Raw genomic sequence first — 13,560 nt, 5'->3', positions numbered from 1 at the left:
CACCCCGTCGCTGAAGCTCAAGCGGAACGTGGTGGCGAAGGACTACGCGAACGAGATCGAGGCCATCTACGCCAAATAGCCCGGCAGTTGTCTCATGGCGCGGTGTCCTCGGCGAGGACCCGCGCCATGGTGCGTTCGGCCAGCGCGGTGATGGTGACGAACGGGTTGACGCCGGTGCTGCCGGGGACGAGCGATCCGTCGACCACGTAGAGGCCGGGGTGGCCGGGCAGCCGCCCGTAGGCGTCGGTGGCCTTGCCGAGGACGCAGCCGCCGAGCGGGTGGTAGACGAAGTCGTCGCCCCAGACCTTGTTGACGCCGAACATGTCCGACCGGTAGACGGTGACCGCCTTGCTGTTGATCTTGTCGAAGACGCGCTTGGCGGCGTCGATGGACGGCTGCGTCCACGACGACTGCCACGACAGGTCGACCTTGCCGGTGCCGGAGTTGAAGGTGAACCGGGCCCGGTTCGGGTTCTTCGTGATCGCCAGGTACAGGCTGACCCACAGCTCCGTGCCCGCCGGGAACGGGGCGATCTCGGCGAACACCGGGCCGTTCGGGTCGCTCCAGTTGTCGATGCCCATCGCCGGGATCGTGGACTGGTCGGCTCCGGTGGTGTCCCAGACGTGGTTGGCGCGGGCGACCATCACGTTCCCGTTGTTGCCCCAGCCGTCGCCCACCGCGTCGGGCAGGTTCGGCAGGCGCCCCTGCGCCTTCATCGCGACCAGCAGCTTGGGCGTGCCGACGCTGCCCGCGGCGAAGAACACCCGGTCCGCGGTGACGGTCTTGCGCGCGACGGTGTTGCCGGCCGTGTCGATCTGCGTCATCTCCACCGTGTAGCCGCCGCCCGAGGCGGGCGCGACGCCGGTGACGGTGTGCAGCGGGCTGATGGTGAGCCGCCCGGTCGCCGCCGCCGCGGCGAGATAGGTCTTGTCCAGCGAACGCTTGCCGTAGTTGTTGCCGTAGATGACCTCCTGCGCGAGCGCCGACTTGGGCTTGGTGCCGGCGTCCTCCTGCTTCATGTAGCCGAAGTCGTAGACGTTGGGGACGAACGTGGTCCCGAACCCGGCCGCCTGGGCGCTGTCCCGTCCGACGCGCGCGAACTTGTACCACTTCGTGGACTCGAACCAGGACGTGTCGATGGCGTTGACGCCGAGCGCGGCGTTCGCGCGCGGGAAGTACGTGCCGTACATCTCGTTCGCGTCGACCGACGGCAGGATCTCCTCGAAGTATGCGCGCTTGGGCGTGACGGCCATGCCGCCGTTCACCAGCGAGCCGCCGCCGACGCCGCGGCCCTGGTAGACGCGCGTGTGGGCGAACGCCTCGGAGTCCAGGACGCCCGCGTACCGGTCGATGTTCTTGTTGGCGTCGACGCCGAGGAAGTACCCGACGGGCTGGTCGGTCCGGGTGCGGAACCAGTAGGACCGCCCGTCCGGGCTGAGCAGCGAGCTGAAGACCTTCCCGTCCGAGCCGGGCGCCGTCCAGCTCTGCCCCATCTCGACGATGTGGGTCGGGACGCCCGCCTGGGTCAGCCGGAGCGCGGCGACGGCGCCGCCGTAGCCGCTGCCGATGACCAGCGCGGGAACCCGGTCGCCGTCCGCGATCGCCTTGTCCGGCGCGGCCGCGGCGGCGGTCCGCCACGCGGGCAGGAGCAGCGCTCCGGCCGCGACCCCGGCCCCGGTGAGGAACCGGCGGCGGGTGATCCCCGAATCCACGGCATGCTGCCGCCCATGACCGGCCATGACGCAACCTCTCTCACTGATGGCATTCCGTGAGGGGGCCTCGCGCCGGCCACCCGCGATCGGATGTGACTCCGATCACGGCGAATCATGCGCTTGCTTGGTCAGTCCTGTCAACGCCCTGGTCCCGGCAGGATTCGGACATGCCGGAAACCGTTGACCGGTCCTGGGGGCGGTGCCCGTAATCCGGCGACGCGCATAGCCTGCGGGGAAACGGGGACCAGCGCGAGATGCTGGTGGAAATGTGGCAGCCTGCGGAGCGCGGCGAAAAGGTGTCCTGGTATGTGCTCGTCCTCCGCGCGGTCGTGGTGACGATCGCGCTCGCCATTCTCGGCGTCTTCTTCTATTTCGCCTTCCGGCTCACGCTGACGCCCGTCCACGACAACGGCCAGGCGAGCGGGAACCTCCATCCCGGGCGTTCGCTCCGCTTCTACATGGACCAGCCGACGAAGGAGGCCTTCCTGCAGATCGGCGGGAACCTCGCGCTGCTCGCGCCCCTCGGCGTCCTGCTGCCGATCGTGTGGACGTCCCTGCGCGGCCCCCTCCGGCTCGCCCTCCTGACCGGCGTGTTCTCGCTGATCATCGAGACCGTCCAGGGCGCGGTCGTGATGGGCCGCGCCTTCGACGTCGACGACGTCATCCTCAATGTCGCCGGTGTGGTGATCGCCTACTTTCTGCTGGGCCGCCGCCTGTCGAGGACCTTTCGCGGAGCGTGACGCCACAACGGCCCGCCGATTCCGGATTCGGTGTCCGCGGCACGGCCGGCGCCGTTCTCAATGGCGTCGGGGACCTCGGCGGGTTCAGCGCGGAGTGAGCCGGAAGACCCTCAGTTGGCGGTCGGCGCGTTCCACGTAGCGGTCGTAGACGGGCCAGACGGCGGTGAGGCGCGGCCATGCCTCGGCGCGTTCGGCGTCGTCCAGCAGGTGGGCGGTGACCGGGGTGGTCGCCCCGCGGAAGCTCACCTCGGCCTCGGGGTTCTTGATGAGGTTGCCGGTCCAGGCCGGGTGCTTCTCGCGGCCGAAGTTCGAGCCGACGACGAGCCAGCCGTCGCCGTCCGGCAGGCACGCCAGGGGCGTCTGCCGGCGCAGGCCGCTGACGGCGCCGGTGGTGGTGAGGACGAGGCTCGGGACGAGGAGCTGGCCGAGCATGGCCCTGCCGCCGGTGAGCCGGTGCAGGGCCCGGTCCACGTGCGGCACGACCTTCGGGCCGACCTTGGCGAACCAGCGGGCGCCGGAGATGCGCTGGAACAGCGGGCCCAGGGTCCGCTGGATCAGGGTCGGCTCGGCCATCTTCCGCTCCTCGGTGACGAGCCGGCCGGCCCGGCGGGGGTTGAGGTGTCCGCTCTCGGCCAGCCAGCGCAGGGCGTCCGCGACGGTCTCCTCGACGGGGCGCAGGGTGAGGTCCAGCGCGTCCAGGATCGGACGGTCGTCGGTCGGGACGAGCGTGACCATGAACTCGGCGGCGTCGCGGGTCAGCGGGTAGTCGAACGGGCGGACGCGCTTGGCGGCGTCGAGGGCGGAGCCGAGCGCGAGCATCGCGCCGCTCGGCACCCGGACGCGGCGGCACTTCACGCCGGTCAGCGCGTCGCAGAGGTCGGCGTACTGCGGCCAGGTGAGGTAGCGGCCGCCGAGCACCCAGCGGCTCGGGCCCCGCCCGGCCCCGACGGCACGGGCCAGGGCGGTGGCGAGGTCGCGGACGTCGATGACCGACACGCCCCCGCCGGGCAGCGGCCACAGCTTGCCGAGCGCGGCGGCGAGGCCCTCGTTCAGCGCGTCGAGGTGGGGCTGGTCGGGCCCGCAGACGCCGCCGGGGTAGACGATCGTCACGGGGGCGCCGTCGTCCTGGAGGCCGCGGACGTAGGTCTCGGCGGCCAGCTTCGACCGGCCGTAGCCGGTGCGGGGGCTCGCGAGCGGCGCGTCGGCGGTGATCACCGGACCGGACGGCGGAACGAAGACCCCGATCGTCGACACGTGCACGATGGACGTCAGGCCGCGGTCGACCGCGCCGCCGACCACATTGCAGGTGCCGGTGACGTTGACCTCGACCAGGTCGCGGTGCGGGCCGGTGACGCCGATCGCGGCGGCGGCGTGGATCGCGGCGTCGCAGCCGTCCAGCGCGTCGGCCACGGCGGCGGCGTCGAGCATGTCGCCCGGGAGCAGCTCGACCTCCTCCGCCTGGACGCCGATGGCCTGGAGCACCTTGGCGGTCTTGCCGGGGTCGCGGACGAGCGCGCGCGGACGGTGGCCCGCGGCGAGCAGGGCGCGGACGGTGTGAGAGCCGACGAACCCGGAGGCGCCGGTGACGAGGACCCGCATGGCATCAAACTAGCGCTTGGTGTTCCTGGTGCGACAGCCCGGGGCCGGTGCCGCCGCCAGCCTAGTCCGCCGGGTTTCGGACACCTCATTTACCGGCGGCGCGCACGCCCGGCCGTTGACGCCCCTGGAACGCTCCAGCACACTCGGGACTCACCTGACCGCCGAGCGGGGAGGGGTTCCATGAGGATCGGACTGGCCGGCGCGGGGCGCATCGGTGCGCGCCACGCCGCGGCCCTGTGTGAACTGCCCGAGGTGGAGGCGTTGGTCGTCGCCGACGCGGACGCCGCGCGTGCTCGGGCCCTGGCGGCCCGCCTGACCGGCGCCTGGAGCGGAGCGCCAGCGGAGCGTAAGGCGCCGGACGGGCCGCCTTCGCCGGAGGGTGCGGGGGGTCGTCCTCCCGCAGAGACGCTGATCGACCGACCTGCGGTCTCGCCGGACGTCCGGGCCGTGGACGTCCAGGCCGTCGGCGAGGTGGCGGACCTGTTCTCCGCCGGGCTGGACGGCCTCGTCGTGGCCGCCGCGACGGACGCGCACGCCGATCTGGTCGAGCGGGCGCTCGCGGCCGGATTGCCCGTCTTCTGCGAGAAGCCCCTTGCGTCCGATGTTGATGGAACGTTCCAAATCGTGGCGTCCGCGAAGAAGGCCGGAGTTCCGGTGCAGGTCGGGTTCCAGCGCCGCTTCGACGCGGGGAACGCGGCGGCCCGCGAGGCCCTCGCGTCAGGGCGGCTCGGATGGCTGCACACCGTCCGCTCGTGCAGCTTCGACCCCGCGCCGCCGCCGCCCGAGTACGTCCCGACGTCCGGCGGCCTCTTCCGCGACTGCGTCATCCACGACCTCGACCTGATCCGGTTCGTCACCGGCCGCGACGTCGTCCGGGTGATGGCGTCCGGCGCCAACCGCGGCGAGGACTTCTTCCGCGAGAACGGCGACGTCGACACCGGGTCGGCGCTGCTCGTCCTCGACGACGGGACGCTCGCGCAGGTGTCGGCCACCCGCTACAACGCCGCCGGGTACGACGCGCGCCTGGAGCTGTTCGGCTCCAAGGACAGCATCGTCGCCGGCCTGGACGAGCGGACGCCCGTCACCGCGATGCCCGAGCACGGCGACGCGCCCCGGGACCCCTACGCCGGGTTCCTCGAACGGTTCTCCGACGCCTACGACGCCGAGCTGCGCGCCTTCGTCGACGTCGTCGCCGGGCGGCGCGCCAACCCCTGCCCGCCGGAGGACGCCCTGGAGGCGTTCTACCTCGCCGAGGCCTGCGAGCTGTCCATGCGCGAGGGCCGCGTCGTCGAGGCCGAGGAGGTGCGGCGATGAGGATCGCCGGCGCGCCGATCTCGTGGGGCGTGTGCGAGGTGCCCGGCTGGGGCCACCAGATGGCGCCCGCGCGCGTGCTCGCGGAGATGCGCGACCTCGGGCTCGCCGCGACCGAGCTCGGCCCGGACGGGTTCCTGCCGGCGGCGCGGGAGGAGCGGGAGGCGCTGCTGTCGTCCTACGGGCTGGGGCTCGTCGGGGCGTTCGTCCCGGTCGTCCTGCACGACCCGGACCACGACCCGATGCCGGAGATCGAGCGGGCGCTGGACGCCATGAGCGGCGTCCTCGTGCTGGCCGCCGCGACCGGGCTGGCCGGCTACGACCGGCGGCCCGCGCTGGACACCCGGGCCTGGGCGACGCTGCTGTCCAACCTCGACGCGATCACGGCGCGGGCGTCCCGGCGCGGCCGGCTCGCGGCGCTGCACCCGCACGTCGGGACGGTCGTGGAGACCCGCGCGGACGTCGAGCGGGTGCTGTCGGGGTCGGGGGTCCCGCTGTGCCTGGACACCGGGCACCTGCTCGTCGGCGGCACCGACCCGGAGTGGCTGACGCGGTTCGCCGCCGCGCGGATCGCGCACGTCCACCTCAAGGACGTCGACGCCGCGCTCGCGGCGCGGGTGCTCGGCGGCGAGGTCGCCTACTCCGACGCGGTGCGCGACGGCCTCTACCGGCCGCTCGGCGAGGGGGACGTCGACATCTCCGGCATCATCGCGACCCTGGAGGGCGCCGGATACGGAGGCTGGTACGTGTTGGAGCAGGACGCCGTCCTGACGGAGGAGCCGGCGGCGGGCGCCGGTCCCTACGCCGACGTCCGGCGCAGCCTCGACTACCTCGCGAAGGCGGCCTCATGACCGAGCCCCACGACCTGGTCACGATGGGGCGGGTGAGCGTCGACATCTACCCGGACCAGGTGGGCCGGCCGCTGGAGGACGTCGAGTCGTTCGGGAAGTACCTCGGCGGCAGCCCCACGAACGTCGCGGTCGCCGCGGCCCGGTACGGGCGCCGCGCCGCGGTCGTCACCCGGACCGGGGACGACCCGTTCGGCCGGTACGTCCACAAGGCGCTCAAGGAGTACGGGGTGGACGACCGGTTCGTCACGCCCGTCCCTGGCCTGCCGACGCCCCTGGCGTTCTGCGAGATCTTCCCGCCGGACGACTTCCCGCTGTACTTCTACCGCTATCCGAAGGCCCCCGACCTGGAGATACGTCCGGACGAGCTGGACCTCGACGCGATCGGGCGGGCCCGGATCGTGTGGGCGACGGTGACCGGGCTGTCGCAGGAGCCCAGCCGGGAGGCGACGCTGCTCGCGCTCGGCGCGCGCACCGGCCACGCCGTCATCGACCTCGACTACCGGCCGATGCTGTGGGACGACCCGGGCGAGGCGCCGCACTGGGCGGGCCGGGCCCTGGAGCGGGCGACGGTGGCGGTCGGCAACCTCGAGGAGTGCGCGGTCGCGGTGGGGGAGCGGGCGCCGGAGGCGGCCGCCCGCGCGATCCTCGACCGCGGTCCCGAGCTCGCCATCGTGAAGATGGGGCCGGACGGCGTGCTCGCCGCGACGCGCGAGGAGACGGTGCGGGCGCCGGCGGTCAAGGTGGACGTGGCGAACGGGCTCGGCGCGGGCGACGCGTTCGGCGGCGCGGTCTGCCACGGCCTGCTCGCCGGCTGGGACCTGGAGCGGGTCATCGCGTTCGCGGGCGCGGCCGGGGCCATCGTCGCCTCCCGCATCGCCTGCTCCGCCGCGATGCCGACCGAGGCCGAGGTGGACACGCTGCTGGCGGAGAGGAGGGCCGGATGAAGCACCACCTGCCGGCGGGATCCGCCGCGGAGGGGCCGTACGGGGTGGTCGTGACGCCGGAGTCGGCGGGCTGGGCGCACACGGCGCTGCGCGTCCTCGACCTGCCCGACCCGGGCGGCCACACCTTCGGCACCGGCGACTTCGAGATGATCGTGCTGCCGCTGGCCGGGTCGTGCGCGGTGGAGTGCGACGGCGAGCGGTTCGAGCTGGAGGGCCGCGCCGACGTCTTCAGCCGGGTCAGCGACTTCGCGTACGTGCCGCGCGACGCGAGGGTGACGGTGCGGGGGCGGGGCCGGTTCGCGCTGGCCGCGGCGCGCTGCCAGGCGCGGCTGGAGCCTCGTTACGGCCCCGCCGAGGACGTCCCCGTCGAGCTGCGCGGCGCGGGCCCGGCGAGCCGCCAGGTCAACAACTTCGGCACGCCCGAGGGGTTCCCGTTCGCGGAGAAGCTGATCGCGTGCGAGGTGCTCACGCCCGGCGGCTGCTGGTCGTCGTTCCCGCCGCACAAGCACGACGAGGAGGGGCCGGACGAGGCGGTCCTGGAGGAGATCTACTACTTCGAGGTGTCCGGCGACGGCGGCATGGCCTACCAGCGCGTCTACGGCACGCCGAAGCGGCCGATCGACGTGCTGGCGGAGGTGCGCGGCGGGGACGTCGTGCTGATCCCGCACGGCTGGCACGGCCCGTCGATGGCGGCGCCGGGCCACGACCTGTACTACCTGAACGTGATGGCCGGGCCGTCGCCGGAGCGCGCGTGGCGGATCTGCGACGATCCCGCGCACGCGTGGGTCCGCGGCACCTGGTCCGGGCAGGCCGTCGATCCGCGGCTGCCGCTCACCTCGGCGAAGGGACGGTCATGAGGCTCACGGTCGGGCAGGCGCTGGTGCGCTTCCTGGCGGCGCAGTGGTCGGAGCGCGACGGGCGCGAGCAGCGGTTCTTCCCGGGGTGCTTCGGGATCTTCGGGCACGGGAACGTGGCGGGGATCGGGCAGGCGCTGCTGGAGTACGGCGAGGAGATGCCGTACTACATGGCCCGCAACGAGCAGGCGATGGTGCACACCGCGTCGGGCTTCGCGCGGATGAACGACCGGTTGTCGACGCTGGCGTGCACGACCTCGATCGGGCCGGGCGCGACGAACATGGTCACGGGCGCGGCGCTGGCGACCATCAACCGGCTGCCGGTGCTGCTGCTGCCCGGGGACATCTTCGCGACCCGTCCGGCCAATCCCGTCCTTCAGGAGCTGGAGGACGGGCGGTCCCATGACGTGTCGGTCAACGACTGCTTCAAGCCGGTGTCGAAGTACTGGGACCGCATCAACCGCCCCGAGCAGCTCCCCAGCGCCCTGATGGCCGCCATGCGCGTCCTCACCGATCCTGCGGAAACCGGTGCCGTCACCTTGGCGCTGCCCCAGGACGTCCAAGCGGAGGCGTACGACTGGCCGGACGAGCTGTTCACGCGGCGCGTCTGGCGCATCCCGCGCGCGCTTCCGGAACCGGCCGCGCTCGATGAGGCGTGCGCGCTCCTCCAAGCGGCCGAACGTCCGCTCATCGTCGCGGGCGGCGGCGTCATCTACTCCGGCGCCACCGACGACCTGCGCGCCTTCGCCGAGCGCACCGGTATCCCCGTCGCAGAGACGCAGGCGGGCAAGGGCGCCCTGCCCTGGAACCACCCGTGCTCCGTGGGCGCCATAGGCGCGACCGGCACGACCGCCGCGAACGCCTTGGCGCGCGAAGCCGACGTCGTCATCGGCATAGGAACCCGCTACAGCGACTTCACCACCGCGTCGCACAGCCTCTTCCAGAACCCCGGCGTCCGGTTCGTCAACGTCAACGTCGCGCGGTTCGACGCCGCCAAGCTCGCGGGCACCATGGTCGTGGCGGACGCCCGCGAAGGCATCCGGGGCCTGAACGCCGCCCTCGACGGCTACGCCGTGCCGGACGCGTACAAGCACGAGGCCACCGCGCTCATGGCCCGCTGGAACGCCGCGGTCGACGGGGCATACGCCCCGCAGGACCGCCCCCTTCCCGCCCAGTCGGAGGTCATCGGCGCCGTCAACGAGGTGAGCGGCCCGCGCGACGTCGTGGTCTGCGCGGCCGGGTCGATGCCCGGCGACCTGCACAAGCTGTGGCGGGCGAGCGACCCCAAGGGCTACCACGTCGAGTACGGCTACTCCTGCATGGGCTACGAGATCGCCGGCGGCCTCGGCGTGAAGATGGCCGACCCGTCCCGCGAGGTGTTCGTCATGGTCGGCGACGGCTCCTACCTGATGATGGCGCAGGAGCTCGCCACCGCGGTCGCCGAGGGGATCAAGCTCGTCGTCGTCCTCGTCCAGAACCACGGGTTCGCCTCGATCGGGAACCTGTCGGAGTCGGTCGGCGCGCAGCGGTTCGGCACCCGCTACCGCGCCCGCACCGGCACCGGGCTCGACGGCGAGCGGCTCCCCGTCGACCTCGCCGCCAACGCCGCCAGCCTCGGCGCCGACGTCCTCCGCGCGACCGGCGCCGCCGACCTGCGCGACGCGCTGCGCCGGGCCCGCGAGAGCGACCGGACGACCGTGGTGCACATCGAGACCGACCCGCTCTCGGACGCCCCCGGCAGCGAGGCGTGGTGGGACGTCCCGGTCGCCGAGGTCTCCGCGCTCGACTCCACCCGCGAGGCGCGCGCCCGCTATGAGAAGGAGGTCTGGTCGCGCCGCCGCCATCTGTGATCAACTCTCTGTCCCGGCTCACTTTCTCGGGGGAGATCGGAGAGCGTCCGTATGAAAGGCGTGTTCGCGCGAACGTCGTTCAAGGGCCGCGCACCCGGCAGGCGCCGCGCGCCCGTCACCGGCCTGGCGGCGCTGACCCTGGCGGGGGTGCTGGCGCTCGGCGCGTGCAGCAGCTCCGGCGGCAAGAAGAGCGAGGAGAAGGCGACCGGCGGGAGCGGCCCCCGGCTGAAGATCGCGATGGTCACCCACTCGCCGCCCGGCGACACCTTCTGGGACATCGTCCAGAAGGGCGCCAAGGCCGCCGCCGCCAAGGACAACGTCCAGTTCCTGTACTCGGCCGACCCGGATGGGGGCAAGCAGGCGCAGCTCGTCCAGACCGCGATCGACCAGAAGGTCGACGGCATCATCGTCACCCTCGCCAAGCCCGACGCGATGAAGGACGTGCTGGCCCGCGCCGCCGCCGCGAAGATCCCCGTCGTGTCGATCAACTCCGGCGCGGAGGACTCGGCGAAGCTCGGCGCGCTCGCGCACTTCGGGCAGGACGAGTCGATCGCGGGCGAGGCGGCCGGCCAGGAGCTGGCGAAGATCGGCGTGAAGAAGGCGCTGTGCGTGGTGCACGAGCAGGGCAACGTCGGCCTGGAGAGCCGCTGCGCCGGCGCGAAGAAGACCTTCTCCGGGCAGCTGCAGAACCTGTACGTGCAGGGCAGCGACATGCCGCAGGTCAAGTCGTCGATCACCGCCAAGCTCCAGTCGGACAAGGGCATCGACGGGATCCTCACGCTCGGCGCCCCGTTCGCCGCGACCGCGGTCGACTCGGTCAAGGAGACGGGCGGCAAGGCCAAGGTCGCCACGTTCGACCTGAACAAGGACCTGATCGCGTCGATCAAGTCCGGTGACATCCAGTTCGCCGTCGACCAGCAGCCCTACCTGCAGGGCTACGAGGCCGTGGACGGGCTGTGGCTCTACAAGACCAACGGCAACGTGCTCGGCGGCGGCCACACGGTGCTGACCGGGCCCGCGATCGTCACCAAGGACAACGCCGCCTCGCTGGAGGGCTTCGCCGCCCGGGGGACGCGGTGACGCAGGCGGTCGCCGAGCCGCCCGCGGCCGTACCGGACGAACGGCTGGCGCGGCAGTCGCCCGTGCGGCGGCTGCTGCGCCGGCCCGAGTTCGGCGCGCTGCTCGGCGCGGTCGCGGTGTTCGTGTTCTTCTCGCTGGTCGCCGACGCGTTCCTGCAGGCCGACTCGTTCTCGACGGTGCTGTACGCCAGCTCGACGTTCGGGATCATGGCGGTCGGGGTGTCGCTGCTGATGATCGGCGGCGAGTTCGACCTGTCCGCCGGGGTCACGGTGACGACGGCGGCGCTCGTCGCGACGCTGGTCAGCTACCAGCTCACGCTGAACCTGTGGGTCGGCGTCGCGATCTCGCTCGCCGTGACGCTGGCGATCGGCGCGCTGAACGGCCTGCTCTTCATCAGGACGGGCCTGCCGAGCTTCATCGTCACCCTCGCCACCTTCTTCATGCTCGCCGGGGCGAACCTCGGCGTGACGAAGGCGGTCACCGGGAACGTCGCGTCCGACTCCGTCCGGGACATGGACGGGTTCGAGAGCGCGCGGAAGGTGTTCGCGTCCGACGTCGACATCGCCGGCGTCAACGTCAAGATCACCGTGTTCTGGTGGCTGCTGTTCGTCGCGGTCGCGACGTGGATCCTGCTGCGCACCCGCGCCGGCAACTGGATCTTCGCGGTGGGCGGCGCGGCCGGCAGCGCCCGCGCGGTCGGCGTCCCCGTCGCCCGCACGAAGATCGGCCTGTTCATGGGCGTGGCGTTCTGCGGCTGGTTCTCCGGGATGCACCTGGTGTTCGCGTTCGCCACGGTCCAGTCGGGCGAGGGCGTCGGCAACGAGTTCAACTACATCATCTGCGCGGTCATCGGCGGCTGCCTGCTGACCGGCGGCTACGGGTCGGCGATCGGCGCGGCGATCGGCGCGTTCATCTTCGGCATGGTGAACAAGGGCATCGTGTACGCCGAGTGGAACCCCGACTGGTTCCGGTTCTTCCTCGGCGCGATGCTGCTCATCGCCACCGTGGTCAACCTGATCGTGCGGCGCAGAGTGGAGCGGTCGACATGACGGCGGAGGCGGAGAAGGCGGGCGCGGCGGCGCCGCCGCTGGTCAGGCTGGCCGGCGTCGGCAAGAACTACGGCAACGTCATCGCGCTGCGGGACGTGGACCTCGAGGCGTCCGCCGGCGAGGTGACCTGCGTGCTCGGCGACAACGGCGCCGGCAAGTCCACCCTCATCAAGATCGTCGCCGGGCTGCACCGGCACGACCTCGGCACCTACGAGGTGCAGGGCGAGCCGGTGGCGTTCTCCTCGCCGCGCGACGCGCTCGACCGCGGCATCGCGACCGTCTACCAGGACCTCGCGGTCGTCCCGCTGATGCCGGTGTGGCGGAACTTCTTCCTCGGCTCGGAGAAGCGCAAGGGGTTCGGCCGCATGGACATCGCGTTCATGCGCCGCACCGCCAAGGCCGAACTGGCGGCGATGGGGATCGACCTGCGCGACGTCGACCAGCCCATCGGCACCCTGTCCGGCGGCGAGCGGCAGTGCGTGGCGATCGCCCGCGCCGTCTACTTCGGCGCGAAGGCCCTGGTGCTGGACGAGCCGACGGCCGCGCTCGGCGTGAAGCAGGCCGGGACCGTCCTGCGGTACATCGTCCAGGCGCGGGAGCGGGGCCTCGCGGTCATCTTCATCACCCACAACCCGCACCACGCCTACCCGGTCGGCGACCGCTTCCTGATCCTCAACCGGGGCCGCCCGATCGGCTACCGCACCAAGGACGACATCAGCCGCGAGGAGCTGACCGCGCTCATGGCGGGCGGCGCCGAACTGGAGGAGCTCGCGCACGAGCTGGACGCCGCCGTGTCCGGCTCGGGCAGCCGCGCCGCGAAGGAACTGGCGGAGGGCGCCGACGGCCTCCGCAAGACCGACTGATCACGGGGCACGGCGGGCCGTGGGACGGGCGGCCCGCCGTGCGCCGGTCAGCTCCAGGTGGCGTCGGCCAGGATGCGGTCGAGGCCGGGGGTGCTCCACTGGTCGACGATCAGGATCTTCGACTGCGGCAGGTACCACAGCCGCTCCGTGTAGGAGACGGACGTGCGGCGCGTGGGGCCGAACCCGTCCGGATCGTCGCGCGTGTAGCACGGGACGCGCCATTCGCGGTACTCCGCCTTGCGCGTCCCGACGGGCGCGAGCCGGTCGGCGGTCTTCACGGCGCCGTCCGCCACGCCGACGGCGCGCAGCTCGTCGTGGTCGGGGCAGTTCATCCCCTCGTCCTGGTTGAACATCGAGGCGTAGGTGTCGGTCCGCTGGTAGGGGCCGGCGATGTACTCCGACGGGTCGGTGAGCAGGCTCGCGCCGAAGAGGTGGAAGCCCGGGCACCACGTCTGGCTGGCGGCGAGCGACGCTTCGAGCGCATGGGGTTTCCCGCACTTCGTCCAGGTGCTCACGAAGTAGCTGTCGGGCTTGCGCCCGGGCTGCGTGTCGGACGGCGTGTGGGGGACCGGATGCGCCTTCCACGCGGCGGGCGCGCGCACCGTCAGCGGTCCGATCCGCAGCAGCACGCCGGACGGCGTGGGGCTTACCGCCGCGGCGGTGTGGTGGGGCGCAGGGTCGGGCTGGGCGGCGCGGTAGGCGGCGGC

Annotated in this window: 12 protein-coding genes; 9 read left to right on the top strand and 3 right to left on the bottom strand. The window is 72.5% G+C overall.

Going from position 1 to position 13,560, the window contains the following annotated elements:
- Window positions 1-92 precede the first annotated feature (92 nt).
- A complete protein-coding gene (locus tag ABZ914_RS26290) occupies window positions 93-1,739 on the bottom strand; it encodes a GMC oxidoreductase (RefSeq protein WP_500196441.1) in 1,647 nt (548 codons plus the stop codon).
- Between the two features lie 239 nt (window positions 1,740-1,978).
- On the opposite strand from ABZ914_RS26290, the gene ABZ914_RS26285 reads away from it, so the two are divergent.
- Complete coding sequence (locus tag ABZ914_RS26285; protein ID WP_241756592.1) at window positions 1,979-2,452, top strand: VanZ family protein; 474 nt, start codon at window positions 1,979-1,981, stop codon at window positions 2,450-2,452.
- An 84-nt stretch (window positions 2,453-2,536) separates the two neighbouring features.
- Here the strand turns inward: ABZ914_RS26285 and ABZ914_RS26280 are convergent, their stop codons facing one another.
- Complete coding sequence (locus ABZ914_RS26280; protein ID WP_500196440.1) at window positions 2,537-4,051, bottom strand: nitroreductase/quinone reductase family protein; 1,515 nt, start codon at window positions 4,049-4,051, stop codon at window positions 2,537-2,539.
- 180 nt (window positions 4,052-4,231) lie between these two features.
- On the opposite strand from ABZ914_RS26280, the gene ABZ914_RS26275 reads away from it, so the two are divergent.
- From ABZ914_RS26275 to ABZ914_RS26240, 8 genes are read left to right on the top strand one after another with little or no spacing between them, the layout of a single operon-like run.
- Entirely contained in the window at window positions 4,232-5,365 is a 1,134-nt protein-coding gene (locus ABZ914_RS26275; RefSeq protein ID WP_500196438.1) for a Gfo/Idh/MocA family protein, read from the top strand.
- A complete protein-coding gene (locus tag ABZ914_RS26270) occupies window positions 5,362-6,213 on the top strand; it encodes a TIM barrel protein (protein ID WP_500196437.1) in 852 nt (283 codons plus the stop codon). Before ABZ914_RS26275 ends, ABZ914_RS26270 begins: the two co-directional genes overlap by 4 nt.
- A complete protein-coding gene (gene iolC / locus ABZ914_RS26265; protein ID WP_500196435.1) occupies window positions 6,210-7,157 on the top strand; it encodes a 5-dehydro-2-deoxygluconokinase in 948 nt (315 codons plus the stop codon). The genes ABZ914_RS26270 and iolC overlap by 4 nt, the downstream gene beginning before the upstream one ends.
- Entirely contained in the window at window positions 7,154-8,014 is an 861-nt protein-coding gene (iolB, locus tag ABZ914_RS26260; protein WP_500196434.1) for a 5-deoxy-glucuronate isomerase, read from the top strand. Before iolC ends, iolB begins: the two co-directional genes overlap by 4 nt.
- Window positions 8,011-9,861: a 3D-(3,5/4)-trihydroxycyclohexane-1,2-dione acylhydrolase (decyclizing) gene (gene iolD / locus ABZ914_RS26255; RefSeq protein WP_500196432.1), complete on the top strand. Its 1,851-nt coding sequence runs from the start codon at window positions 8,011-8,013 to the stop codon at window positions 9,859-9,861. The genes iolB and iolD overlap by 4 nt, the downstream gene beginning before the upstream one ends.
- A gap of 60 nt (window positions 9,862-9,921) precedes the next feature.
- Window positions 9,922-10,941 carry a sugar ABC transporter substrate-binding protein gene (locus ABZ914_RS26250; protein ID WP_500196431.1) on the top strand — a complete coding sequence of 340 codons (1,020 nt, stop codon included), beginning with the start codon at window positions 9,922-9,924 and terminating at the stop codon, window positions 10,939-10,941.
- Window positions 10,938-11,990, top strand: coding sequence for an ABC transporter permease (locus ABZ914_RS26245; protein WP_500196430.1), 1,053 nt, complete (start codon window positions 10,938-10,940; stop codon window positions 11,988-11,990). Before ABZ914_RS26250 ends, ABZ914_RS26245 begins: the two co-directional genes overlap by 4 nt.
- Window positions 11,987-12,853, top strand: coding sequence for an ATP-binding cassette domain-containing protein (locus tag ABZ914_RS26240; RefSeq protein ID WP_500196428.1), 867 nt, complete (start codon window positions 11,987-11,989; stop codon window positions 12,851-12,853). Before ABZ914_RS26245 ends, ABZ914_RS26240 begins: the two co-directional genes overlap by 4 nt.
- Window positions 12,854-12,900: 47 nt before the next feature.
- On the opposite strand, the gene ABZ914_RS26235 is transcribed toward ABZ914_RS26240, so the two are convergent.
- On the bottom strand, window positions 12,901-13,560 hold a 660-nt coding region (locus tag ABZ914_RS26235; RefSeq protein ID WP_500196427.1), incomplete at its 5' end, for a hypothetical protein.

It is taken from the genome of Spirillospora sp. NPDC046719 (assembly GCF_040645715.1).
In the GTDB taxonomy this organism is placed as follows: domain Bacteria; phylum Actinomycetota; class Actinomycetes; order Streptosporangiales; family Streptosporangiaceae; genus Spirillospora.
The sequence above is the reverse complement of the archived record's forward strand: the minus strand, read 5'-3'. Positions and strand labels throughout refer to the sequence as shown.

What these genes read in the sequence shown, in the direction of transcription:
- iolD (WP_500196432.1), top strand. Translation starts at nt 8,011, where the DNA reads ATGAGGCTCACGGTCGGGCAGGCGCTGGTGCGCTTCCTGGCGGCGCAG.
- ABZ914_RS26270 (WP_500196437.1), top strand. Translation starts at nt 5,362, where the DNA reads ATGAGGATCGCCGGCGCGCCGATCTCGTGGGGCGTGTGCGAGGTGCCC.
- ABZ914_RS26285 (WP_241756592.1), top strand. Translation starts at nt 1,979, where the DNA reads ATGTGGCAGCCTGCGGAGCGCGGCGAAAAGGTGTCCTGGTATGTGCTC.
- ABZ914_RS26280 (WP_500196440.1), bottom strand. Translation starts at nt 4,051, where the DNA reads ATGCGGGTCCTCGTCACCGGCGCCTCCGGGTTCGTCGGCTCTCACACC.
- ABZ914_RS26240 (WP_500196428.1), top strand. Translation starts at nt 11,987, where the DNA reads ATGACGGCGGAGGCGGAGAAGGCGGGCGCGGCGGCGCCGCCGCTGGTC.
- ABZ914_RS26290 (WP_500196441.1), bottom strand. Translation starts at nt 1,739, where the DNA reads ATGGCCGGTCATGGGCGGCAGCATGCCGTGGATTCGGGGATCACCCGC.
- iolB (WP_500196434.1), top strand. Translation starts at nt 7,154, where the DNA reads ATGAAGCACCACCTGCCGGCGGGATCCGCCGCGGAGGGGCCGTACGGG.
- ABZ914_RS26275 (WP_500196438.1), top strand. Translation starts at nt 4,232, where the DNA reads ATGAGGATCGGACTGGCCGGCGCGGGGCGCATCGGTGCGCGCCACGCC.
- iolC (WP_500196435.1), top strand. Translation starts at nt 6,210, where the DNA reads ATGACCGAGCCCCACGACCTGGTCACGATGGGGCGGGTGAGCGTCGAC.